Here is a 23,613-nt window from a genome sequence, read left to right as displayed (position 1 = left end):
TCTGTAACCAAGCAATATCTATTGAAGTATTCCATAGAGTGTTGTACTTTTCCTTCTTGCTCACCACGTGGCTGAGAAACTATGCGAAGGAAGCCTAAAAAGGCAACCGGTCTGTCTGAATTCGGCTGCCTTTCTTTTGTTTTCTTTTCTTAAGGACATAGGATACCTTATTTTCTTAAAATCGGCTATTTCTCAACGCTAACGGACTCAGATGCACTTATTTAGCTAAAAAGACGTAAAAATCAGTGGTAATATGCAAAATAAGGGATCGTGTGTTCGAAAGGTCTATAAAAACCAACCAAATGACTAAAATAGCGTCTTCTGTATCCCTTACGCTAGACTCAACCTCAACCCATAGACTCTACTATTTTTTGATAGGCACTTTCGAGTAATACTGGATTTGGGTCTTCACCTTTTCGTTTCGGCACTGAAAAACCTGATAAATCAAAGTAATAAGTTGGCTCCACATCGTGCCTTGCTAAGCAGCTTTTGCTACAAGCGAGTGGACATCCATCAATGGCGATTATCGGACGACCTGATTGAGCTACCTTAACAAGCGGTTTGACATCACCCCCGACTCCTGCGATGCATGACATTTCCGCGACCTTCTCACGGTCCATCTTTATCGCAATTTGATTGGCGGTTTGGGCTGCTGAGGAACACCCTGAGCAAGAATATACAAGTGGAAACTTTGTTTTTGTCATGTTGTAAGCCCCCTTTACCAGAATAGTATGAGAATGATTAGTACCACTTTAATCCAACACTCTTCTTTCGTCAGTGAGCGATATCACTTCTACATAAGAAAAAAGGGGCTGGGACAGAACTAGCTAAAACATCTGCACTGGCTTCACTCGCCACAAATCCCTTTGTGAGAAACCCACTCACAAAGGGATTTTTAAAGATAGTGGCGGTTTCGCACATTGCTTTAAGGGTGAGACAAAAGGTAAAATACAACCTTTTGTCTCACCCTCTTGTTACACTGTAAATTTTTTCACTTCATCGTTTAGTTTTTCTGCCATTTTCACTAATTCTGTAGTACTTGCCGTGATTTCTTCAACTGTAGCTGCTTGTTCTTCAGCTCCAGCTGCTACTTCTTGAGCAGACGCTGCGGTTTCTTCAATGATCGAAGATACCTCTTGAGTGGCTTCAAGTACTTTTATTGTGTTGGCTCGTAATCTTTCAAAAATCTCTGTCGTCGCTTTGGCATCTAGCTCTGTTTCTTCTGCTTGCTTGACGATAGATTTAAGAGATTCTCCACCTTTACCTATTAACGTCACTTGTCGTTCGACGGCAACTAAGTTTTCGTCCATTAATTGTACCGACATCGTTGTTTCTTCTTGAATGTTACTTATTAAGTCTGTAATTTGTTTAGATGAATGACTTGACTGTTCTGCAAGCTTTCGTACCTCATCAGCTACAACCGCAAACCCTTTCCCGTGTTCACCTGCTCGAGCTGCTTCGATTGCAGCATTTAAAGCAAGTAAGTTCGTTTGCTCTGCAATGTTTGTGATAATCGTAATAATACTACCAATTTCTTGTGATTGCTTTCCAAGGGTCGCTACCGATTGAGAGGCCGATTGTACCGTCTTCTTCATTTCTTCTGTTTGTTGAATGGCCTCAATAATGGCTTGTTCCCCTTTTTTAGCTACAAGGGTTGATGTTTCTGCGTTTGTTACCGTTTGTGTTACTTTTTCTTGTCCAGCATTCACATCATCCATCGAATGTTCAACAAGAGCGAGTGTCGCCATCGCTAAGTCATTTTGCTTTTGCGCCCCGTCAGACACTTCTTGGATAGTAGACGCAATTTGACTTGATACCATTTCAATTTCTTCAGCACTTACATTAAGTTGCTGGGATGAGGCCGCTGCATATTCAGAATTATCCATAACATTACTGACAATATCTCGAACATTGCCAATGAATTTATTTGTAGCCGCAGCTAAATCACCAATTTCATCCTTGCTAATAATATCTATTGTTTTCGTTAAGTCTCCACCGTTGGAAGCTAAGTCATTCAACTCATCTCTTAAATAATTTAGTTGATTACTCATTTTCACTGCGATTAATATCGCAAGAAGTAGACTGACGATGACAGTAGCAACAGCTGTAATAATGACGAATGTGCGCAATCTTGTTAATGCCGCTAATGCTTCATCTGCATCTACTTCAATCACCAAACCAAGAACTTGGTCTCCAATTAAAACGGTTCCCACCGCGCCTAACACATCATTGTCAATATAATCAGGATATACACCTGCGTACTCAAAGCTTAAATCTCGATTAATAATTGGTTCTCGTAATACATTTATCGCTTTTGTATCAATCGTTACGTTCAGAGCACTGTTTTCCGTATATTCTCCTAATCTCGTGTCTGTATATAATAAGCCATCTTCATTAATTAAATAAGCATCTCCGGTAACCCCAATTCGATGGATCTCATTATGAACTAGAGCTGATATTGCTTTATAATCTAGCAGTATATTAAAAGTACCAATAAATGGACCTGAACTACCGTTTGCAAAGACAGGAGTCGATAACACCTTTACATTCGTGTTATATAAATCAGAGTAAAACATCTCTGACCAATACTGTTCTCCTTGTGAAGCAGCCGCAAAGTAATCACGACTTGAGATGTCAGCCCCTTCCACCCCTTTTTCAATGGTAGCAAAGGTCACTTCACCTTTGTTATCGGTAATGTATATATTCGTAAATTCATAGGCTTCAAGAGCCATATCGCCAATCGCTTGAATTTCGTTATACTGTTCTCTCCACTCCGCACTGTTTTTATCAAGAGTATGGAGATTGTTTATTTTATCATACATTGATGCAGCAAATACCTGTCCATCTCCACCACGTTCTCTGAAATAATTGTTGAGTTTTGCAGTAGTTAATTCAAGAAAAGCAATATTTCCATCTAGAACCTCTTGGGTTAGGTTTTCCTTTGCTCCACTGTATAGTAGAAAACTAATTCCTACTAAGGGAAGAAAAGATACAATAAATACTAACACTAAAATTTTACTTCTGATTTTTAAATTGTTCCACTTCATGATGTTGCTACCTCTTTCTCTCTCACTATGTTTTTTGTAGGAAAACTATTGGAGTTCACCCAATAATCAGTAGTTCTTTAGCAATGTGACTATTGTCCTATCTATATATATCCCAAAACGATTAAGTTCAAACCTCTTTTTATACATTCCATTATTTAGAAGTTTGAAATTTAAGTTACATATGCTGTTCTAAAGCAAAAAAAAGAGAGTGTGACAAAAGGCATTTTCCCCCTTTATCACACCCTCTACGCAGTAGCGAGTGAAGCTATTGCAAGTTCCTCTTTGCTCTCATTCTTACCTACAAAGAGGGTTGGGTACGCTTATATATGCATAATCTGTCACATCATTCGTTAATCTCATCCTAGTTAATGCTTTTGTTTTGACCGTCTCTCCAAGGAGAATACTCATGTCCTTATCGACTTCTTTAGCTATCGTATCATCCTCTTTTAGTTTAGAGAAAATAGCTAGACAAATCGTTTTCACTTTTTCCCATAGCTCTTCTTCTGTTACAGAATAACGTCTAGCTAGATGCATCGTTAATTCGCCGATTTGACTTTGAAAGACGGTGTGGATGACCTTGTTTTGCATTTCCGAATCTTCCGTGCCTATCGTTGCGGAACCAGGATAAAAGCGACCTTTAATGCCTTGCTTTTCTAGTCGCGTTGTATTTACCCGAACTCCACCGAGGTCTCGAACGATAACTTTAACAGGTTCATAGTCTCGAAAAACAACCAACGTATTTTGCAAGTGCGCTTCTAACCCGATGCCATAACGAGTCATAAACGGAAGAACACCTGAAAGAAGAACAGCTATATATTTTGTAAAAAAATCGAGGACCGATTCTTCTTCTGTAAAGGATTGAACTCGTTGATTATAGTGTTCAATCATTTCATATAAAAGCAGTTGCTCAGACAATGGAGCTTCATTGTACAGCGCACAAGCTACCATCGCTACCTCACCTTCTTCTAACAGTGAGGTTGGGTTCTTTCTCAGTAACATTGATAAATTTTTATTTCGATGAAAAGCATTGTTGTCATGTTCGAGCTTCGAAATAAAACGAAGCCCACTGTCTTCTCCAATGACGTGGAAGTGTTGCGACAGCTCACTTTCTTTTACTAAAATGACTTTTGCTATCTGCGACAACTCGGGTCCATTATGAATCGAGTTTGGCGAGATAGTCCGCACAGCACTTGTCATTTGGATATTAATCGGTAGCTTAATATGATACTTCTTTTCTTTTGTTCGTAAGCCAACAGTACGAACAGATAACGTTGGTATGGCTTCAATGGAATAGGGGATAAACAGAATGTCTTTGTTTTCGATTTCATTTGGGTAAAGCTCTTTCAATGTATGTTCGTACTGCCAAGGGTGGACAGGAACAATCATATACTCTTTCGGGTGTTCACAACACTTTAAAAATGCCTGTTCTAGTTCAGGATATTCCGCAAACCAAAATGAATGGAATGTATCTGTATGTAGTATAGGATTGTGATAACAAACGTCCTTGTGGATAGCAACAAAGTTCAAATGAATGACGTTACCAAATTCTCCTGAGTATTGAACCAATTCTTCATAGCTTAATCCTGTTTTCGCCTTTGTTCCTGGATGAAGCTGATGGCCCGTCACACACAACTGTTCAAAGAACAGCGTTGGATCAAACAGTTCATCTTGCTTTGCCAAGTCCTGTACAAGCTCTATTGTTGTTTGCCAATTATATCGACGGCTTTTTTCCTTCCATTCATTCTGCATCATTTTTTGAAATAAAAGAACGAGGCCCATGTTGGCAACGCTGTTAGACAGTTCTTCTAAAAAAGCTGTCGCATTTGGATAAGGCTCTCCTTGTTTTGTAAAGTAGCGCTCTAATTGATTGACTAAATCCCTTGGGTGAGTAATTTCTATAGACGAATTGATAGAATTCTCCCAGGAGACAGTACCTTTTAATTCAAAGCGGTTATAGCTATATGTACGTGCAATCGGGATGTGAATTATTCCATCTTCAACCGAAAGCTCAATGTACCCGTTGTCATTCAGCTGTCTTAAGACATCGTCTCTATCTGTAAAGCCCTCACGTAACAACGCATTGACAAGCCTTTCCATAATCATAAATCGAGCCGTTGGAAGGACTTCGTTATATGTACGATGCAGCTCTGGATACTTATGTTTTATAAAGGCATCCACCTTTTTCTCTTCTTTATCTAACTGAATGTCGGTTATCATGTATTCCCTCCGGTCCCTCACTATCCTTTTCTTCATTATATAATATATGGCCATGACTAGTCTTAGACTAAAAACTGAACATTTAAAAACGGTGTTAGCCCCTAGGTAAGGAACTAACACCGTTTTGTTTTTAGTATTAAAATACTCGTTCTTTAAATTCAGCTAATTTTTCAAGTGAGGATTTATCAACGTCAGCATGCAAGCTGTTTCCGTGTGAATCCATCGTGACGATGGCCGCAAAGCCTTCTACTTCCAAATGCCACATCGCTTCTGGAACACCAAATTCCATCAGGTCGACACCTTGAACTTTTTTAATACATTTCGCGTAATACTGGGCTGCTCCACCAATCGCATTTAAGTACACGCCACCATGCTCTTCAAGTGCTTTCAACGTTTTTGGTCCCATTCCACCTTTTCCGATGACTGCACGGATTCCAAATTTTTTCATAATGTCACCTTGGTATGGTTCCTCACGAATACTTGTTGTTGGTCCCGCTGCTTTTACATGCCATTCGCCCGCTTCATCTTTTAACATAACTGGCCCACAGTGATAAATGACTTGACCGTTTAAGTCGATTGGTGCGTCATGGTCCATTAAATGATGGTGAATCGCATCGCGTCCTGTATGAAGCATGCCGTTTAAGATTACAACGTCTCCGACACGAAGCTCACGAATTTGCTCTTCTGTAATTGGTGCTTGAAGGACAACTTCACGAACATCTTGCTTCTCTTCTGCAGCCGCAGCAACTTCTTCTTCGACTTTAGCAAAATCAATTTTCTCGCCATCTTTATATAACCAGTTTGTAATGTCACCTGTAGATGGATCAATATGAACACCTAAGCGACGGAAAGCCCAGCAGTTATATGCTACGGAGACGAAGAAGCTAGCTGGTAAGCGGTGCATCGCTCCGATTTTACAGCCTAGTAACGTCGCTTCGCCACCAAAGCCCATTGTACCAATTCCAAGCTTATTGGCGTTTTCCATGACATAGTCTTCTAGCTTCGCAAGGTCTGGATTATCGTTTACATCATCCACTGTGCGGAAAAGCTGTTCTTTGGCAAGAAGGTAACTTGCTGAACGGTCTCCGCCGATACCTACACCGATAAAGCCGGCACTACAGCCTTGCCCTTGTGCTTGGTAAACTGAGTGCATAATACATTTACGGATACCATCCAAATCACGACCTGCTCTGCCAAGACCTTCAAGCTCAGCTGGTAAGCTGTACTGAATGTTTTTGTTCTCACAGCCGCCACCTTTTAAAATTAAGCGTGCATCGATATACTCTTCTTCCCATTGTTCAAAGTGAATAACAGGCGTTCCATCTCCAAGATTGTTCCCGCTGTTTGCCCCTGTTAACGAATCAACAGAGTTCGGACGAAGCTTTCCATCTTTTGTCGCTTTTTCAATTGCTTCATATATCGCTTTTTTAAATGTAATTTGATTGACACCAACTGGTACTTTAATTTCAAATGTTGGCATTCCTGTATCTTGGCAAATCGGTGATACTTTTTCATCTGCCATTTGAATATTATCTGTAATCGTTCCTAGAGAAAGAGCTGCACGCGTTCCTGCATTTTCCTTTGCTTTCGCTGCTGCTACTGCTTTTCGAACGTCATATGGTAGATTCGTAGATGTTTCTACAACAAGGTTGTACATGCTTTCAACTAACTTTTCCACTCTCTCCACTCCTTTTTTCTTTTGACTCATAGGTTTTATTATACGCCCATTTAAGCTGATTCGAAAGACCTTTATAAATGCCTAGATTACGAGATTTGTTCCTCAGTACGAATGTGACTCGTATCGTTAATATAGTGGAATACCGGCTTTCTTCCCGCTTTTGCTTCAATTAAGGTGATACCTGTATTGCCAATATGAAACGGACGGTGATGAAGATGCCAATCATTACCTAACATAAGATACATGATAAAAATACTAATAAAACCACCATGGGATACGATGACCACATCATTATCTTGATGTGCCTTTGTCATTTGGTCCCATACATACGCACAACGGCTTGTAATGTCCTCAACGGTTTCCGTTCCCGCTATCCCTGACGTAAGTAACGCACGGTCTTCGAGTTCGGGATATTCAGTAAAAATTTCTTGTTGCGTTTTGCCTTGTAGAGGGCCTAAAAAGATTTCACGAACCTTCTCCCAAGGATGAATGGTTTTCTCCCGGTTGCTTGCTATAGCTTGTGCAGTTTCTTGTGCTCTTGTTAAATCGCTACTGTATATGTAATCAAAAGGAATGGACTGAAAATGCTTGCCGAGCTGTTGGACTTGAATTTGTCCGAGAGGGGAAAGAGGGAAATCAGCCTGACCTTGAATGATTCCCTGAACATTGCCAAGTGATTCGCCGTGACGAACGAGGTATAGACGCATGTTATCACTCCTCCGACCATGAATTACGAAATTGTTTACACTTAAATTCAAGTTCATCTAACATATCTATGATACGGTCGATTTCATCAACGCCTGCTTCTTCAGGGTCAATGGCATCTAAGACATTCAACACCATTGTAATACGGTTATTCAAATAATCCATTTGTTCTTTCTTGCCATGAATTGCTCCACCCATTGTAAAACTCCTTTCATGTTCTTCGTTAATGTAACAAAAATTGAAAAAGAGCTCAAGCGTTAGGCCTTTACCCAGAATGTTTCTCTTTTTCAAAACGGAAAAGTGCGTTATGATAAAGGACGTATAACACCTTGTTAAAAAGGAGTCTTTCACGTTGATTAAGAATAAGTTACAGCCGATTACCCCTTCTCATGATCCATGGGAAGCTTATCTTGATATAAAAGAATATGGAAAGCCTACTCTAACGAATGTGGAATTTACCACAACAACAATTTGCAATATGCGTTGTGAGCACTGTGCCGTTGGCTATACGTTACAGCCGAAGGACCCACATGCACTCCCGCTTGATTTACTGCTAAAACGGTTAGATGAGGTTCCACAACTACGCGCACTTAGCATTACTGGTGGGGAACCGATGCTTTCATTGAAGTCGGTCGACAATTATGTCGTTCCCCTTTTGAAGTATGCCCATGAAAGAGGCGTTCGTACACAAATAAATTCAAATTTAACATTAGATTTAGGGCGCTATGAAAAAATAGTCCCGTACCTTGATGTCCTTCATATTTCTCATAACTATGGTAGCGTTGATGATTTTGTTGATATTGGATTTGCGGTTATGGAGAAAAAACCAACGTATGAGCAACGAGCTGCCTATTTTTATCGTATGGTCGAAAATGCGAAGGCGTTAACAAAGGCTGGTGTCATTGTATCAGCGGAAACCATGATTAATAAAAGGACATTGCCACACTTAGAAAAAATTCATCAACAAATTGTTGAAATGGGATGTCAACGACACGAAGTGCATCCTATGTACCCAAGTGACTTTGCAAGTACATTAGAAGTTGCATCATTAGAGGAAATCAGAGAGGGAATTAATCGCCTACTTGATAATCGTGATCCAAACATATGGATGTTGTTTGGTACACTTCCATTTTATGCTTGTAGCGATCATGAGGACGACCGTAAGCTTCTTACTCGTCTATATCAAGAAAAGAATGTCACGGTCAGAAATGATCCTGATGGCAGAAGTCGATTGAATGTCAATATCTTTGATGGAAGTATCATTGTCACCGACTTTGGTGATGCCCCATCCCTTGGTAACATTCAAGAGAACACACTTCTTTCTGCTTATGAAAAATGGAGTACTTCTACTCTAGCACAAAGCTTAAGCTGTCACTGCCCAGCTGTACAATGCTTAGGACCTAACATCTTAGTGAAGGACGCATATTATCAGGATATCGATTTTATAACAAGAAAATCAAGGATATAAATAAAAGACGCATTGGAAACCATCCAGTGCGTCTTTTATCTTTGGAATGGTGATGTTTTAGTTGGTACATTCTTCTTTTGAGGTTTCATCTCTTCTATGAACGACTTTTTCCTGAGGTTCCTTCTTCCTTTGGGCCTTCATCTCCCCTATGAACGACCTTTCTCCTGGATTTCTTCTACCTTTGGGCCTTCATCTCCCCTATGAACTTCCTTTTCCTCGGGGTCCTTCTTCCTTCGGGCCTTCATCTCCACTATGAACGACCTTTTCCTCGGATTCCTTCTTCCTTTGGGCCTTCATCTCCTCTATGAACGACCTTTCTCTATTGGTCCTTATCCCTTGGGGCCTTCATCTCCATTATGAACGACCTTTTCCATAATCTCATACTCAAAAGCGTTCTTCATCCACACAAAAAAAACGACCATCTTTGTCTGAATAAAGAAGTCGCTTTTTTAATTGTTTTGTCTTGGATGATTTGCTTAGTTATATTTAAAAGGCATCTATTAATAGATAAAATCATCATCAATTTTTATACCAGATATTTCCCTTAATGTTTGTATGTATTACTTAAACTAAATACTTATTCCTTTAACTAGTACAATCCAATTTTTATTATATAATAAAGTATCACTTATCTGACTATTAACGAGGAGAATTATGAAACAGTATATTAACACATACAACGTACTAATATTTATTATAAATAGTATGGTGACTGCTTATTTTAGCGTTGTCATGGCATTACACTCTAGTTTAAGTACAACATTTTTTTCACTTTGGTTTATATTCGTTGTCTTATTTCAATTATTATTTTCATTTTTTCCTTTTACAGTAAAAACGCTCATTAAAAGCATAGTTAAAATTGGACTACATGTAATGACTGTCATTATTTTAATCTTTATATTTCAAGGTATTAGCAATAACTTAACGGGTCTTAAATACGGGATAGTAAACTCTCTACTTCTTTTTACTAGTTAACCCCTGCTTCTTTTATCAAGTTGCCATTTACATCTAGACCTTGAATACTTATTTCACGTATATTCTCATCTATAAATAAAAACCATATCGTATTATTGTCCGTTGTTATCACTTTAGCTTCATCTATCCTCTCATTTCCCTTGTTTACGACTTGTATCGTTGAAATCTCAGGCTGATGAATCTCCCCAAATAGAAGTGGAAAAGGCGAGTTCTTGGATTTACCTGAGCGACCTAAATACTGACTCGTGATTGCACGGTCTACACTTGTGGAATATCCCCCTCTGTCGATAGTTCCTTTCCAACCAAACCATGTTCTTTCAATATAGATGGCGCTTAGGTCTGATACGGTTTCATGGTCATTGTCTGTTTTGATATCCGGTATATAAAACACGACAACCCCATTCTTCGTTTCTTCCTGATGAAGAATTTGTTTGAAACCATTCTCAGCAAGTATCTCGTAAATCCGTTCTTCCTGTTTTGCTATTTGGTCATACTTAACTATAAACACAACTGCTAGTATGGTTAAACTAAAAAATAGAATCTTTTTTCCTGATAGGAATTTCATACGTGCGCTCTCTCCTTTAACATCTTGTGTTAATTCTCCTATTAAGAATTAAAATCCTTCTATCCCACACAAAAAGAGACCCTCTACCTTTTCAGATAGAAAGCCTTCTGTCATTTAATTATCTAGGATGATTTGCTGAATTGAATTTAAAAGCAAGGTAATCTTGAACAGGTACCCATGCTCCTATTCCTTGTTGCGTTACGTTTTTAACTTCTAGCTTAATCTTACCGAACTTAACGGTTAAATATACTTCACCGTAAGTCACTTGTCCTTTTTCATTGGCCGCTGGGACATAGGCATATAAGTAACCTACGTTCTTAGGTTGTACATTATAGACTCTGTCCTTTTTTGTCCCATAGCCAATGTTCGTTTCAAAGGCAAGTGGTAATCCTGTGTTCTCAGCTGCTTTAATCATCATCATTTTTTTGACTTCATCGCTATGTGGTAGCTCAGCGGTTAAGCCACCTGTTACTTTCTTTTGTTGCTCTTGATTAAAGGATAACTGCTTTGGTGCTTTGCCACCTCTGTTATCTAAAAAGTTCGTATTGATTTGCTTATATTCCCAGTTTACATTAGTTTCGTTCGATTTGTAAGAAAGCGGCCACTCCCCTAAATAGATGTTTGCTCTAAACAGTGGCGCTGTCTTTGCTAAGCTTATTGTCGATTCATTCAATATTCGTATAAGCTCTGGGTTTTCAATTTTTTCATTAGCTGAATCCAACAATCCTTGTGTCAACTCACTAGGTTGTAAGTAAGGTAAGTCCTGTGTTGGGTTAGGATACGTATTTTCTTTTGAAATACTTAGGACAAAATCCGGAATCTCGTTTTTCTTTTCTTTCTTTATATCCTCCTCAGCAAAGCCTTGGAGTGGCAGGAAAAACAATAAAAAGATAAAAAAGCTAATGGATACCTTTTTCATTCTGTACCTCCTCAAAATTCATAACATTGTACTCTTATTTTTTTCGAAGTTTGAAAAAAATATCCACTTTTCTCTTTATATTTTTCATTTCCCCACAATTAATTACACTAATTACACCTTTACCTTTTTGTATAGCATAGCTTTTTTCTATTGCTTGTGGTTTTATCTTTTCATCATTTTCCAATCAATTGCAATTTTTTCTATTTTCTGTTATGATATAGAAGAATTATTTTTGTTCGGTGTAAAGGCATACATTGATATCGTCTTTTCGTCTTGATAAACACTTTGGGCAAGGGTAGTAATACAATGTGCGGTAATGCACTAGGAGGAAACAAAAATGGAAAAAGGTACAGTAAAATGGTTTAATGCAGAAAAAGGTTTTGGCTTTATCGAACGTGAAAATGGAGACGATGTTTTCGTACATTTCTCTGCAATCCAAAGTGAAGGTTTCAAATCATTAGACGAAGGTCAACCTGTAACGTTTGACGTTGAGCAAGGTGCTCGTGGAGCTCAAGCTGCTAACGTTCAAAAAGCTTCTTAATCTTAAATCGTTTATACTAACAGGCTCTTTATATAGGGCCTGTTTTTTTTATGTTCTCTAAGACCAATAAAAAACGCAAGTGATTTCATATTTGAAAACCCCTGCGTTTCCTTTGTCATTTGATATTTTGACTTTAGACCTTACCTCAGTGATTCGCTCTTTAAGCTGGGTTATTCTCGACCTGGTGATAGACAATCTTTTCGATTTTGGTATACCAGAATTGAATGAGCGGTCCGATTAGAAACGCGACTAAAATCGTTCCTAACCCAATTGGCCCTGCTACGATAAGTGCTAGAATGACGGCGATGATTTCTGTCACCATTTTGGCCATCATTATACTAAGGCCAAACAACGAACGAAACGCTAGCATCAACCCATCTACAGGAATCGGGGCAAACCGTGCTTGTAAATAAGAGGCAGCACCGATTGAAATAAGGACTAATCCAATTAAGAAAGCAACGATTTGCATAGGTAAATACCCAATTTCAAGATGTCGTAATACAAGAAGCAACCAAAAATCAATAAAGTAACCAATTAAAAAGGAAGTGACCAATGACTCGAATTCTGGTCTTTTCCGTAGCAATAATGCATTAATGATGATTAATGAAATACTTACAATAATTACCCATGTACCAACCGTTAATCCAAACTTATTGGCTAAGCCTACGTTAAACGCATCCCAGCCTCCTACTCCTATATTAGCTTTTATCGTTAACGAGACGCCAGATGCAATAATAAATAGGCCAAGCACAAAACTAATTCCTCTTCGGACATTTGTATTCAATCTCTTCACTCTCTCTTTGTTGTAGTTGTATAATTTTCCTCTCTCCATATCACTCTAAGAAAAGAGACTCTGGGATGGAGGATGACAGTTATGGATTTACATTTTATATGGAAAGCTGTTTTAATTGTGTTTGTTGGAATTGTGATTCTCCGTATTGGTGGAAGAAAATCAATATCTCAATTAACCGTTTCACAAACCGTCATCATGATTTCAATTGGTACGATTATGATTCAGCCTGTCAGTAATCGTAATATTTGGATTACATTCGTTATTGCTCTACTTTTAGTACTCACACTAGTATTTGTTGAACTTCTTCAACTAAAATATGATAAGGTGGAAACCTTTTTTTCTGGAAAGTCCGTTCTTATCATTGAAAATGGGATAGCCCAACACCATAACTTAAAAAAGATAAGACTATCTTATGACCAGCTTGAAATTCGACTTCGCCAAGCCAATATTCAACAGATTGCTGATGTAAAATGGGCTACCATCTAACCTAGTGGCCAATTAGGATTTGTCTTACAGGAAGAAAAACAACCTGCTACTAAGCAAGATATTCAAGTCCTTATTGAGTACATTCATAATACATTTCCAGATGGACCTAAACCACCTCAAATTGTTACAACAAAGAATGATCCATTATTTCGTGAGGTTAAGGACAAAAAACATCTGATTACTCCAAGAGCCGATCAAGCTTAGCTTTTTTCATTAATAACCACTTTTTTTCGCCACTTTCCAAACAGGTAATACCCACTGGCGATGAAACTGCTAATAATGAAACTAACTCCCATACCTAAGGCTATGCCTTGCTCACCGTACCATTTCGCAAATAAATACGTTAGCGGATAGCGTAATAACCAGAATGAAATTATGTTCAGAACTAAGACGGGAACCATAGCTCCAGCAGCTCGAACAATTCCATTTAAGACAAAATTAATCCCAAGGAACGGATAGAAAAACGCAACGGTCCTTAAATAAGAAGCTCCAAACTCTATCGTTTCTGGGTCATCTATAAACAAACTTATAAAAAATCGTGACCATATAAAAGCAATCGTACTGATTAGGAGAGTGACCGAAAGAATTAAATATATTCCATTCTTTGTAATTTCTGAAACCCTACGCCACTGATTCGCTCCTATGTTTTGTCCGGCCATGCTATTGACCGCTGAACCTAATGTCATTGCAGGCAGCATAATTAGGCTATCAATTCGCTGAGCTGCACCAAATCCAGCTACAACTTCTTCACCAAATGTAGCCACAACTCCCATAATCGCCATCACACCACCGGAAATTGCCATCATCGACAATCCAGATGGAAGGCCTAATTTAAACAACTGTATAAATTGAAGTTTACTTGGGAGTTGTGGTTTCGAAAACGGAACGTCTGCCTTACGAATTGAAAACCACAAGCCATATATAAAAGCAATCCCTTGCGAAACGATGGTAGCTAGTGCCGCTCCTTCAATGCCCATATTAAAACCAGCAATAAAAAGCGGATCTAGTACTGTATTTAAAATGACAGCGATAAGAACAAAGCGTACTGGAGTTTTACTATCGCCCATCGCGCGAAGCACTGTTCCAATAAAGTTATACCCAAATAAGAACAAGATGCCGATAAAATTAATCTGTAAATAAGATAACGCCACCGGATATATTGAATCTGGAGTTCCTAAAAAAGATAGGATAGGTCCAGCAAACAGAAAACCAACAAGACTAAGCACCAACGTCATCGTACCCAATACAAAGACAAAGGCATTTAACGCTTTTTTTAATCCCTCTTCATCCTTTGCTCCACGGTATTGAGATAATATGGTCAAACTTGCACCGTTTACACCAATAATAAATGAAAGGATTGTAAATATGACTGTAGCTGATATCGAAATTGCTCCAAGTGCACCGGCACCTAGTAAATTTCCAACCCAAAGACTATCGATAAATTGATAGGAGGTTTGCAGTAAATTTGCGAAGAAAATAGGCCAAGAAAATAACAACATTTTTCTTGAAATGCGACCTGTTGTAAAATCAATCTGCTTCTTTTCGCTCATTTGTCACTCCCTTATGATGACACCAATTAATCTAGTATAGAGGCATCTAACGAAATTGAAAAGAATAAAGAAATGGGATTTTTAGAGGACTATACATGACTCTCCCACTTTCAAACGCTTCTGCTTTTACTACTTAATCTTTTTTCCTATTGTCGATTCCCTCACAACGAGATCATGCTTAACAATTCTACTCGTAACAGGGATACTCTGAATTTTTTCAATTAGCATTGTTGCTGCTTCTACTCCCATTTGATACATCGGTTGAGAAACAGTCGTTAACGCAGGGTTTGTCATTTCTGAAAAAGAAATACCATCAAATCCTACAACCGCTATGTCATCCGGAACACGGAGACCGGAATCTTGAATTTGTTTTAATACCCCAATTGCAAGAGTATCTGAAATAGCAAAAATAGCAGTTGGTTTTTTTTCTAACTGCAATACCTTTTTTACAGCCTTTTTCCCGTCTTCAAAATTATGATTATCCGCAGTAATTAACCAATCTTCATTCACTTCTATTCCATATTCAGATAAAGCCCGTAAATATCCTTGTTTTCTATGCTTAGCATAGATAAACCTATCATCTGTATTAATCAAAGCAATGTCAGTATGACCTAGAGATAAAAGATGAGTAACCGCATTATATGAGGCTATTTCATTATCAATTCTGACATAGGGAATGCTTTCGATTGCAATATATTCACTGCATTGTACAATAGGATAACTTTCTGATAAACTCGTTAATCTCTCCATATTCACTCTTGGGTCCATCAGTATAATCCCATCAGCCAATCTTTGCTTAAGCATGTCAAAATAGAGGCTTTCTCGTTCAGGGCTAGAATTGGCACATAGCATAATGCTATATTTCATATTTCTAGCTACTTCCTCGATCCCGTTTATAATCTTAATATAAAAGGGGTTGTCAATCGAAGGAATTATCACAAGCAGCAATCGACTTTCTGAACATCTTAAATTTCGTCCAAGCAAATTGGGTTCATAATTTAATTCTTTAATCGCAGTTTCCACTTTTTCTCTAGACTTTGGGGATACGGTTGTATTGTTATTTATCACACGTGACACCGTAGCCACTGAAACGCCAGCTAACTTTGCCACTTCTTGAATCGTAGCCATTCTTCATCCTCTTTTCCATACGTAATCGATTACAACGATCGTATGTTGATAAGACTTCTATGTCAACAGATATAGTATGGTTTATGCTTTTTGAAGTAAAGGTCTTTTCTTGTTGGATGAAAAACAAAAGAAGCTACTAATAAATAGCAGCTTCTCTTTAGATTAAAATGCGGGTGAAGGGAGTCGAACCCCCACGTCATAAGACACTAGATCCTAAGTCTAGCGCGTCTGCCAATTCCGCCACACCCGCGTAGTGGTATTTTCTTAAAATACCTTAAAATGGTGAGCCATGAAGGATTCGAACCTTCGACCCTCTGATTAAAAGTCAGATGCTCTACCAACTGAGCTAATGGCTCTCGATGTGTTGATGAAGTAACTCATCCTGTGTCTCTTCCTCTACTTGCCAACCTTCGAAGTTTCTTGCGTCGAGACAACTCGTGGCTCACTCATAGATGACTGGCTCGTCTCTACCAACTGAGCTAATGGCTCTTGATATATTATGGAACTCAAGAGTGCCGGCCAGAGGACTTGAACCCCCAACCTACTGATTACAAGTCAGTTGCTCTACCAATTGAGCTAGGCCGGCATATATGGTGGAGGATGACGGGATCGAACCGCCGACCCCCTGCTTGTAAGGCAGGTGCTCTCCCAGCTGAGCTAATCCTCCGTAGTATTGATGAAGCAAGTTCAATGTTGAACCCTGTTTCTTCCTCTTCACATTTTCCAAGAAGTATATCGAAAATGTAATTTCAGTGATATTGGTGACCCGTACGGGATTCGAACCCGTGTTACCGCCGTGAAAGGGCGGTGTCTTAACCGCTTGACCAACGGGCCATCTTTTGGCTCCACAGGCAGGACTCGAACCTGCGACCGATCGGTTAACAGCCGATTGCTCTACCAACTGAGCTACTGTGGAATATGGTGGGCCTAAATGGACTCGAACCATCGACCTCACGCTTATCAGGCGTGCGCTCTAACCAGCTGAGCTATAGGCCCTCACATATAAAATGGTCGGGAAGACAGGATTTGAACCTGCGACCCCCTGGTCCCAAACCAGGTGCTCTACCAAGCTGAGCCACTTCCCGACATTAATTTGAATTAAAATGGCGCGCCCGAGAGGAGTCGAACCCCTAACCTTTTGATCCGTAGTCAAACGCTCTATCCAATTGAGCTACGGGCGCAAACAAAAAAATAAGACTTTCTATGGTACCTATATATACACAAAGCATACTTGCGTAGAAGCTTAACAACATATGGTGCTCCTGTGTCTTCTAGCTGATGCTTCGCAGTTAGCTTCCTCGTCGCAAAACTGCGATGAAGAAATCCAAGTTATTTGCTCCTGCGTCTACTAGCGAAAGCTTCGAAGTATGCTTTCTCGTCGCATATTAGCAAGTTGTTAATACCGTGTAGTAAATATGGTACCGAGGGCCGGACTTGAACCGGCACGATAGTCACCTACCGCAGGATTTTAAGTCCTGTGTGTCTGCCAATTCCACCACCCCGGCATATTACAAAAAGACTAATAGGTATTAAATTTGAGACCTATCTGGAGCGGAAGACGGGATTCGAACCCGCGACCCCCACCTTGGCAAGGTGGTGTTCTACCACTGAACTACTTCCGCAAAATGGCTGGGCTAGCTGGATTCGAACCAGCGCATGACGGAGTCAAAGTCCGTTGCCTTACCGCTTGGCTATAGCCCAATATAATTATAATTATGGGGCGACTGATGGGAATCGAACCCACGAATGCCGGAGCCACAATCCGGTGCGTTAACCACTTCGCCACAGCCGCCATATTTGTTTGTTGGCAGGGGCAGTAGGAATTGAACCCACACTGACGGTTTTGGAGACCGTAGTTCTACCTTTAAACTATGCCCCTATAGTTAAATGGTGGAGGGGGACGGATTCGAACCGCCGAACCCTAAGGAGCGGATTTACAGTCCGCCGCGTTTAGCCACTTCGCTACCCCTCCGGAATAAATGGTGGCTCGGGACGGAATCGAACCGCCGACACATGGATTTTCAGTCCATTGCTCTACCGACTGAGCTACCGAGCCAAAAAAAATGGCGGTCCCGACCGGGATCGAACCGGCGATCTCCTGCGTGACAGGCAGGCATGTTAACCGCTACACCACGGGACCACTTGCTAAATAAAAAAATGTTTGGTTGCGGGGGCAGGATTTGAACCTACGACCTTCGGGTTATGAGCCCGACGAGCTACCAGACTGCTCCACCCCGCGATGGTATGAAAGTAAATAGACGATGTTATTTCTTCAAAGAGCTTGTGTCTCTTCCTCTTCTTGTAATGCTTAGTTGCTGAAGTATGAATATGGCGGAGGAAGAGGGATTCGAACCCCCGCGCGGTTTAACCCGCCTGTCGGTTTTCAAGACCGATCCCTTCAGCCGGACTTGGGTATTCCTCCGCATAAAAATATGGTGGAGCCTAGCGGGATCGAACCGCTGACCTCCTGCGTGCAAGGCAGGCGCTCTCCCAGCTGAGCTAAGGCCCCCTACAAATATTAATTTCTAAAAAAGCCTAGCAACGTCCTACTCTCACAGGGGGAAGCCCCCAACTACCATCGGCGCTGAAGAGCTTAACTTCCGTGTTCGGCATGGGAACGGGTGTGACCTCTTCGCTATCGCCACTAGACTTATTTAGTTGAAACATCACTTACGTGATCTCTCAAAACTAGATAGTATGCATTGTAGTCAATCTTCGTCTTATTTATAGGATAAGTCCTCGACCGATTAGTATCTCTCAGCTCCACGTGTCACCACGCTTCCACCCGAGACCTATCAACCTCATCATCTCTAAGGGGTCTTACTGGATTAACTCCATGGGAAATCTCATCTTGAGGGGGGCTTCACGCTTAGATGCTTTCAGCGCTTATCCCGTCCACACGTAGCTACCCAGCTATGCTCCTGGCGGAACAACTGGTACACCAGCGGTGTGTCCATCCCGGTCCTCTCGTACTAAGGACAGCTCCTCTCAAATTTCCTGCGCCCGCGACGGATAGGGACCGAACTGTCTCACGACGTTCTGAACCCAGCTCGCGTACCGCTTTAATGGGCGAACAGCCCAACCCTTGGGACCTACTTCAGCCCCAGGATGCGATGAGCCGACATCGAGGTGCCAAACCTCCCCGTCGATGTGGACTCTTGGGGGAGATAAGCCTGTTATCCCCAGGGTAGCTTTTATCCGTTGAGCGATGGCCCTTCCATGCGGAACCACCGGATCACTAAGCCCGACTTTCGTCCCTGCTCGACTTGTAGGTCTCGCAGTCAAGCTCCCTTATGCCTTTGCACTCTTCGAATGATTTCCAACCATTCTGAGGGAACCTTTGGGCGCCTCCGTTACTGTTTAGGAGGCGACCGCCCCAGTCAAACTGCCCACCTGACACTGTCCCTGAACCGGATCACGGCTCGAGGTTAGAATTTCAGTACAGTCAGGGTAGTATCCCACCGACGCCTCCACCGAAGCTAGCGCTCCGGCTTCCAAGGCTCCTACCTATCCTGTACAAACTGTACCAAAATCCAATATCAAGCTACAGTAAAGCTCCATGGGGTCTTTCCGTCCTGTCGCGGGTAACCTGCATCTTCACAGGTAATATAATTTCACCGGGTCTCTCGTTGAGACAGTATCCAAATCGTTACACCATTCGTGCGGGTCGGAACTTACCCGACAAGGAATTTCGCTACCTTAGGACCGTTATAGTTACGGCCGCCGTTTACTGGGGCTTCAATTCAGAGCTTCGCCTTGCGGCTAACCCCTCCTCTTAACCTTCCAGCACCGGGCAGGTGTCAGCCCCTATACTTCGCCTTACGGCTTCGCAGAGACCTGTGTTTTTGCTAAACAGTCGCTTGGATCTTTTCACTGCGGCTCTCTCGGGCTTGCACCCTATCAGAGCACCCCTTCTCCCGAAGTTACGGGGTCATTTTGCCGAGTTCCTTAACGAGAGTTCTCCCGAGCGTCTTAGAATTCTCTTCTCGCCTACCTGTGTCGGTTTACGGTACGGGCACCTCTCACCTCGCTAGAGGCTTTTCTTGGCAGTGTAGGATCAGGAACTTCGGTACTTAATTTCCCTCGCTATCACAGCTCAGCCTTCATGGTGAACGGATTTGCCTATTCACCAGCCTAACTGCTTAGACGCACATATCCATCAGTGCGCTTACCCTACCTTACTGCGTCCCCCCATTACTCAAACGGTGAGGAGGTGGTACAGGAATTTCAACCTGTTGTCCATCGCCTACGCCTTTCGGCCTCGGCTTAGGTCCCGACTTACCCTGAGCGGACGAGCCTTCCTCAGGAAACCTTGGGCTTTCGACGGAGGGGATTCTCACCCCTCTTTTCGCTACTCATACCGGCATTCTCACTTCTACGCGCTCCACCAGTCCTCTCGGTCTGACTTCGCTGCACGCAGAACGCTCCCCTACCACTGTCCGTTAGGACAATCCATAGCTTCGGTGATACGTTTAGCCCCGGTACATTTTCGGCGCAGAGTCACTCGACCAGTGAGCTATTACGCACTCTTTAAATGGTGGCTGCTTCTAAGCCAACATCCTGGTTGTCTGTGCAACTCCACATCCTTTTCCACTTAACGTATACTTTGGGACCTTAGCTGATGGTCTGGGCTGTTTCCCTCTTGACTACGGATCTTAGCACTCGCAGTCTGACTCCCGAGGATAAGTATTTGGCATTCGGAGTTTGACTGAATTCGGTAATCCTGTGGGGACCCCTAGTCCAATCAGTGCTCTACCTCCAATACTCTTCCCTCGAGGCTAGCCCTAAAGCTATTTCGGGGAGAACCAGCTATCTCCGAGTTCGATTGGCATTTCACCCCTACCCACACCTCATCCCCGCGTTTTTCAACACGCGTGGGTTCGGGCCTCCATTCAGTGTTACCTGAACTTCACCCTGGACATGGGTAGATCACACGGTTTCGGGTCTACGACCACGTACTAACTCGCCCTATTCAGACTCGCTTTCGCTACGGCTCCGCCTCATCAGCTTAACCTTGCACGTAATCGTAACTCGCCGGTTCATTCTACAAAAGGCACGCTGTCACCCATTAACGGGCTCCAACTACTTGTAGGCACACGGTTTCAGGATCTATTTCACTCCCCTCCCGGGGTGCTTTTCACCTTTCCCTCACGGTACTGGTTCACTATCGGTCACTAGGGAGTATTTAGCCTTGGGAGATGGTCCTCCCGGATTCCGACGGGGTTTCACGTGTCCCGCCGTACTCAGGATCCACTCTGGAGAGAACGAAGTTTTGACTACAGGGCTGTTACCTTCTTTGGCCAGTCTTTCCAGACCGCTTCATCTACCCCGTTCTTTTCTGACTCCGTATAGAGTGTCCTACAACCCCAAGAAGCAAGCTTCTTGGTTTGGGCTGTTTCCGTTTCGCTCGCCGCTACTCAGGAAATCGCATTTGCTTTCTCTTCCTCTGGGTACTTAGATGTTTCAGTTCCCCAGGTCTGCCTTCACATATCCTATGTATTCAGATATGGATACCATCCCATTACGGATGGTGGGTTCCCCCATTCGGAAATCCCCGGATCAAAGCTTACTTACAGCTCCCCGAGGCATATCGGTGTTCGTCCCGTCCTTCGTCGGCTCCTAGTGCCAAGGCATTCACCGTGCGCCCTTTCTAACTTAACCATTAGAAATGTTAATCAAAGATTAACGTTGTCAATCAATAGATTGACATAAGACGATTGAAGAATTCTTGACTATCTCAGTTCTCTCTTCTCAACATCAATAGATGTCGATCCGGTAAAACTTCAATTTCAATGCATTACTATCTAGTTTTCAAAGATCCCATTGAGAGATAACTCCCTCAAAACTGAACGAACAAAGCGCAAGCTATAGTTCAAACACAAGGTTTGAACTTCGACTAGAGTATTACTCCATAGAAAGGAGGTGATCCAGCCGCACCTTCCGATACGGCTACCTTGTTACGACTTCACCCCAATCATCTGTCCCACCTTAGGCGGCTGGCTCCTAAAAGGTTACCTCACCGACTTCGGGTGTTACAAACTCTCGTGGTGTGACGGGCGGTGTGTACAAGGCCCGGGAACGTATTCACCGCGGCATGCTGATCCGCGATTACTAGCAATTCCGGCTTCATGTAGGCGAGTTGCAGCCTACAATCCGAACTGAGAATGGTTTTATGGGATTCGCTCAACCTCGCGGTTTTGCAGCCCTTTGTACCATCCATTGTAGCACGTGTGTAGCCCAGGTCATAAGGGGCATGATGATTTGACGTCATCCCCACCTTCCTCCGGTTTGTCACCGGCAGTCACCTTAGAGTGCCCAACTGAATGCTGGCAACTAAGATCAAGGGTTGCGCTCGTTGCGGGACTTAACCCAACATCTCACGACACGAGCTGACGACAACCATGCACCACCTGTCACTTTGTCCCCCGAAGGGGAAAGCCCTATCTCTAGGGTGGTCAAAGGATGTCAAGACCTGGTAAGGTTCTTCGCGTTGCTTCGAATTAAACCACATGCTCCACTGCTTGTGCGGGCCCCCGTCAATTCCTTTGAGTTTCAGCCTTGCGGCCGTACTCCCCAGGCGGAGTGCTTACTGTGTTAACTTCGGCACTAAGGGCATCGAAACCCCTAACACCTAGCACTCATCGTTTACGGCGTGGACTACCAGGGTATCTAATCCTGTTTGCTCCCCACGCTTTCGCGCCTCAGCGTCAGTTACAGACCAGAGAGTCGCCTTCGCCACTGGTGTTCCTCCACATATCTACGCATTTCACCGCTACACGTGGAATTCCACTCTCCTCTTCTGCACTCAAGTCTCCCAGTTTCCAATGACCCTCCACGGTTGAGCCGTGGGCTTTCACATCAGACTTAAAAGACCGCCTGCGCGCGCTTTACGCCCAATAATTCCGGACAACGCTTGCCACCTACGTATTACCGCGGCTGCTGGCACGTAGTTAGCCGTGGCTTTCTGGTTAGGTACCGTCAAGGTGCCGACCTATTCGAACGGCACTTGTTCTTCCCTAACAACAGAACTTTACGACCCGAAGGCCTTCATCGTTCACGCGGCGTTGCTCCGTCAGACTTTCGTCCATTGCGGAAGATTCCCTACTGCTGCCTCCCGTAGGAGTCTGGGCCGTGTCTCAGTCCCAGTGTGGCCGATCACCCTCTCAGGTCGGCTACGCATCGTCGCCTTGGTAGGCCGTTACCCTACCAACTAGCTAATGCGCCGCGGGCCCATCCTGTAGTGATAGCCGGAGCCATCTTTTAATTTGAGGTCATGTGACCTCAAAGTTATCCGGTATTAGCACCGATTTCTCGGTGTTATCCCAGTCTACAGGGCAGGTTGCCCACGTGTTACTCACCCGTCCGCCGCTAACTGTTTAAAAGCAAGCTTTTAAACAGTCCGCTCGACTTGCATGTATTAGGCACGCCGCCAGCGTTCGTCCTGAGCCAGGATCAAACTCTCCATAAAAGTGAGTTGATTAAGCTCTTAAAAGTGTTGCTTTCGCAACTTGTTTGCCATTACTGGCAATTGACGAGATATC

The 23,613-nt window shown here is 42.4% G+C and carries 15 protein-coding genes, 20 tRNA genes and 3 rRNA genes; 4 read left to right on the top strand and 34 right to left on the bottom strand.

The features are described 5' to 3' along the window. Positions 1 to 347 precede the first annotated feature (347 nt). From BK585_RS02535 to BK585_RS02510, 6 genes are all read right to left on the bottom strand, one after another. Complete coding sequence (locus BK585_RS02535; protein WP_078551569.1) at positions 348 to 704, bottom strand: putative zinc-binding protein; 357 nt, start codon at positions 702 to 704, stop codon at positions 348 to 350. A gap of 270 nt (positions 705 to 974) precedes the next feature. Then, positions 975 to 3,047 carry a methyl-accepting chemotaxis protein gene (locus tag BK585_RS24965; protein ID WP_078551567.1) on the bottom strand — a complete coding sequence of 691 codons (2,073 nt, stop codon included), beginning with the start codon at positions 3,045 to 3,047 and terminating at the stop codon, positions 975 to 977. Positions 3,048 to 3,341: 294 nt separating this feature from the next. Continuing rightward, complete coding sequence (locus tag BK585_RS02525; protein ID WP_170885454.1) at positions 3,342 to 5,264, bottom strand: IucA/IucC family protein; 1,923 nt, start codon at positions 5,262 to 5,264, stop codon at positions 3,342 to 3,344. Between the two features lie 136 nt (positions 5,265 to 5,400). Further along, positions 5,401 to 6,972 carry a fumarate hydratase gene (locus BK585_RS02520; RefSeq protein WP_281248862.1) on the bottom strand — a complete coding sequence of 524 codons (1,572 nt, stop codon included), beginning with the start codon at positions 6,970 to 6,972 and terminating at the stop codon, positions 5,401 to 5,403. A gap of 56 nt (positions 6,973 to 7,028) precedes the next feature. Next, a complete protein-coding gene (locus BK585_RS02515) occupies positions 7,029 to 7,649 on the bottom strand; it encodes a histidine phosphatase family protein (RefSeq protein WP_078551561.1) in 621 nt (206 codons plus the stop codon). A gap of 4 nt (positions 7,650 to 7,653) precedes the next feature. Beyond that, entirely contained in the window at positions 7,654 to 7,845 is a 192-nt protein-coding gene (locus BK585_RS02510; protein WP_078551559.1) for an SE1561 family protein, read from the bottom strand. 154 nt (positions 7,846 to 7,999) lie between these two features. On the opposite strand from BK585_RS02510, the gene yfkAB reads away from it, so the two are divergent. Next, positions 8,000 to 9,115 (top strand): radical SAM/CxCxxxxC motif protein YfkAB, encoded by a 1,116-nt coding sequence (yfkAB, locus tag BK585_RS02505; RefSeq protein WP_078551557.1) that lies wholly within the window; start codon positions 8,000 to 8,002, stop codon positions 9,113 to 9,115. A gap of 654 nt (positions 9,116 to 9,769) precedes the next feature. Continuing rightward, positions 9,770 to 10,090 carry a hypothetical protein gene (locus tag BK585_RS02500; protein ID WP_078551555.1) on the top strand — a complete coding sequence of 107 codons (321 nt, stop codon included), beginning with the start codon at positions 9,770 to 9,772 and terminating at the stop codon, positions 10,088 to 10,090. Here the strand turns inward: BK585_RS02500 and BK585_RS02495 are convergent. Both BK585_RS02495 and BK585_RS02490 read right to left on the bottom strand, forming a co-directional pair. Next, positions 10,083 to 10,655, bottom strand: coding sequence for a hypothetical protein (locus tag BK585_RS02495; RefSeq protein WP_078551553.1), 573 nt, complete (start codon positions 10,653 to 10,655; stop codon positions 10,083 to 10,085). The genes BK585_RS02500 and BK585_RS02495 overlap by 8 nt on opposite strands. Before the next feature lie 118 nt (positions 10,656 to 10,773). Beyond that, positions 10,774 to 11,574 (bottom strand): YfkD famly protein, encoded by an 801-nt coding sequence (locus BK585_RS02490; RefSeq protein ID WP_078551552.1) that lies wholly within the window; start codon positions 11,572 to 11,574, stop codon positions 10,774 to 10,776. Between the two features lie 337 nt (positions 11,575 to 11,911). Between BK585_RS02490 and BK585_RS02485 the strand changes: the two genes are divergently transcribed. Continuing rightward, positions 11,912 to 12,115 carry a cold-shock protein gene (locus BK585_RS02485; RefSeq protein ID WP_078551550.1) on the top strand — a complete coding sequence of 68 codons (204 nt, stop codon included), beginning with the start codon at positions 11,912 to 11,914 and terminating at the stop codon, positions 12,113 to 12,115. Between the two features lie 160 nt (positions 12,116 to 12,275). On the opposite strand, the gene BK585_RS02480 is transcribed toward BK585_RS02485, so the two are convergent. Beyond that, positions 12,276 to 12,899 (bottom strand): YczE/YyaS/YitT family protein, encoded by a 624-nt coding sequence (locus BK585_RS02480; protein WP_170885453.1) that lies wholly within the window; start codon positions 12,897 to 12,899, stop codon positions 12,276 to 12,278. Positions 12,900 to 12,989: 90 nt separating this feature from the next. Here BK585_RS02480 and BK585_RS02475 point away from each other — a divergent pair, with 90 nt between their 5' ends. After that, a complete protein-coding gene (locus tag BK585_RS02475) occupies positions 12,990 to 13,394 on the top strand; it encodes a DUF421 domain-containing protein (RefSeq protein WP_342744272.1) in 405 nt (134 codons plus the stop codon). 200 nt (positions 13,395 to 13,594) lie between these two features. Here BK585_RS02475 and BK585_RS02470 read toward each other — a convergent pair whose 3' ends face one another. From BK585_RS02470 to BK585_RS02350, 25 genes are all read right to left on the bottom strand, one after another. Further along, positions 13,595 to 14,944, bottom strand: coding sequence for an MATE family efflux transporter (locus BK585_RS02470; protein WP_078551546.1), 1,350 nt, complete (start codon positions 14,942 to 14,944; stop codon positions 13,595 to 13,597). Between the two features lie 129 nt (positions 14,945 to 15,073). Further along, positions 15,074 to 16,072, bottom strand: a complete 999-nt coding sequence (locus tag BK585_RS02465) for a LacI family DNA-binding transcriptional regulator (protein ID WP_078551545.1) — start codon at positions 16,070 to 16,072, stop codon at positions 15,074 to 15,076. A gap of 168 nt (positions 16,073 to 16,240) precedes the next feature. Next, a tRNA-Leu gene (locus BK585_RS02460) sits at positions 16,241 to 16,322 on the bottom strand. A 30-nt stretch (positions 16,323 to 16,352) separates the two neighbouring features. Then, a tRNA-Lys gene (locus tag BK585_RS02455) sits at positions 16,353 to 16,428 on the bottom strand. A gap of 157 nt (positions 16,429 to 16,585) precedes the next feature. Beyond that, positions 16,586 to 16,658: transfer RNA gene (locus BK585_RS02450), tRNA-Thr, on the bottom strand. 5 nt (positions 16,659 to 16,663) lie between these two features. Further along, a tRNA-Val gene (locus BK585_RS02445) sits at positions 16,664 to 16,739 on the bottom strand. A 92-nt stretch (positions 16,740 to 16,831) separates the two neighbouring features. Further along, positions 16,832 to 16,906 (bottom strand) — tRNA-Glu (locus tag BK585_RS02440). A 6-nt stretch (positions 16,907 to 16,912) separates the two neighbouring features. Further along, a tRNA-Asn gene (locus BK585_RS02435) sits at positions 16,913 to 16,988 on the bottom strand. Positions 16,989 to 16,991: 3 nt separating this feature from the next. After that, positions 16,992 to 17,068 (bottom strand) — tRNA-Ile (locus BK585_RS02430). 12 nt (positions 17,069 to 17,080) lie between these two features. Further along, positions 17,081 to 17,157, bottom strand: a tRNA-Pro gene (locus BK585_RS02425). Between the two features lie 19 nt (positions 17,158 to 17,176). Beyond that, positions 17,177 to 17,253 (bottom strand) — tRNA-Arg (locus BK585_RS02420). Between the two features lie 235 nt (positions 17,254 to 17,488). Next, positions 17,489 to 17,577, bottom strand: a tRNA-Leu gene (locus BK585_RS02415). A 42-nt stretch (positions 17,578 to 17,619) separates the two neighbouring features. Continuing rightward, positions 17,620 to 17,694, bottom strand: a tRNA-Gly gene (locus BK585_RS02410). A 4-nt stretch (positions 17,695 to 17,698) separates the two neighbouring features. Continuing rightward, positions 17,699 to 17,773: transfer RNA gene (locus BK585_RS02405), tRNA-Gln, on the bottom strand. A gap of 15 nt (positions 17,774 to 17,788) precedes the next feature. Continuing rightward, positions 17,789 to 17,864: transfer RNA gene (locus tag BK585_RS02400), tRNA-His, on the bottom strand. A gap of 13 nt (positions 17,865 to 17,877) precedes the next feature. Next, positions 17,878 to 17,951: transfer RNA gene (locus BK585_RS02395), tRNA-Trp, on the bottom strand. Between the two features lie 9 nt (positions 17,952 to 17,960). Further along, positions 17,961 to 18,044 (bottom strand) — tRNA-Tyr (locus tag BK585_RS02390). Positions 18,045 to 18,052: 8 nt separating this feature from the next. Further along, a tRNA-Phe gene (locus BK585_RS02385) sits at positions 18,053 to 18,128 on the bottom strand. Positions 18,129 to 18,136: 8 nt separating this feature from the next. After that, positions 18,137 to 18,212, bottom strand: a tRNA-Asp gene (locus BK585_RS02380). A 22-nt stretch (positions 18,213 to 18,234) separates the two neighbouring features. After that, positions 18,235 to 18,311: transfer RNA gene (locus tag BK585_RS02375), tRNA-Met, on the bottom strand. Between the two features lie 90 nt (positions 18,312 to 18,401). Beyond that, a tRNA-Ser gene (locus BK585_RS02370) sits at positions 18,402 to 18,494 on the bottom strand. A gap of 11 nt (positions 18,495 to 18,505) precedes the next feature. Continuing rightward, positions 18,506 to 18,581: transfer RNA gene (locus BK585_RS02365), tRNA-Ala, on the bottom strand. 24 nt (positions 18,582 to 18,605) lie between these two features. Then, a 5S ribosomal RNA gene (rrf, locus tag BK585_RS02360) occupies positions 18,606 to 18,721 on the bottom strand. A gap of 78 nt (positions 18,722 to 18,799) precedes the next feature. Then, positions 18,800 to 21,733: ribosomal RNA gene (locus BK585_RS02355) — 23S ribosomal RNA — on the bottom strand. Between the two features lie 254 nt (positions 21,734 to 21,987). Then, positions 21,988 to 23,540 (bottom strand): 16S ribosomal RNA (locus tag BK585_RS02350). The 16S, 23S and 5S rRNA genes sit together here with 20 tRNA genes alongside, the layout of an rRNA operon. Positions 23,541 to 23,613 lie beyond the last annotated feature (73 nt).

The organism is Bacillus alkalicellulosilyticus (assembly GCF_002019795.1).
Taxonomy (GTDB): Bacteria; Bacillota; Bacilli; order Bacillales; family Bacillaceae_F; genus Bacillus_AO; species Bacillus_AO alkalicellulosilyticum.
Note: the sequence above shows the minus strand (reverse complement) of the source record. Positions and strands in the feature narration are given on the sequence as shown.

Coding starts and splice junctions, on each gene's coding strand:
- BK585_RS02535 (WP_078551569.1), bottom strand. CDS start 704: ATGACAAAAACAAAGTTTCCACTTGTATATTCTTGCTCAGGGTGTTCC.
- BK585_RS24965 (WP_078551567.1), bottom strand. CDS start 3,047: ATGAAGTGGAACAATTTAAAAATCAGAAGTAAAATTTTAGTGTTAGTA.
- BK585_RS02525 (WP_170885454.1), bottom strand. CDS start 5,264: ATGATAACCGACATTCAGTTAGATAAAGAAGAGAAAAAGGTGGATGCC.
- BK585_RS02520 (WP_281248862.1), bottom strand. CDS start 6,972: ATGAGTCAAAAGAAAAAAGGAGTGGAGAGAGTGGAAAAGTTAGTTGAA.
- BK585_RS02515 (WP_078551561.1), bottom strand. CDS start 7,649: ATGCGTCTATACCTCGTTCGTCACGGCGAATCACTTGGCAATGTTCAG.
- BK585_RS02510 (WP_078551559.1), bottom strand. CDS start 7,845: ATGGGTGGAGCAATTCATGGCAAGAAAGAACAAATGGATTATTTGAAT.
- BK585_RS02500 (WP_078551555.1), top strand. CDS start 9,770: ATGAAACAGTATATTAACACATACAACGTACTAATATTTATTATAAAT.
- BK585_RS02495 (WP_078551553.1), bottom strand. CDS start 10,655: ATGAAATTCCTATCAGGAAAAAAGATTCTATTTTTTAGTTTAACCATA.
- BK585_RS02490 (WP_078551552.1), bottom strand. CDS start 11,574: ATGAAAAAGGTATCCATTAGCTTTTTTATCTTTTTATTGTTTTTCCTG.
- BK585_RS02485 (WP_078551550.1), top strand. CDS start 11,912: ATGGAAAAAGGTACAGTAAAATGGTTTAATGCAGAAAAAGGTTTTGGC.
- BK585_RS02475 (WP_342744272.1), top strand. CDS start 12,990: ATGGATTTACATTTTATATGGAAAGCTGTTTTAATTGTGTTTGTTGGA.
- BK585_RS02470 (WP_078551546.1), bottom strand. CDS start 14,944: ATGAGCGAAAAGAAGCAGATTGATTTTACAACAGGTCGCATTTCAAGA.
- BK585_RS02465 (WP_078551545.1), bottom strand. CDS start 16,072: ATGGCTACGATTCAAGAAGTGGCAAAGTTAGCTGGCGTTTCAGTGGCT.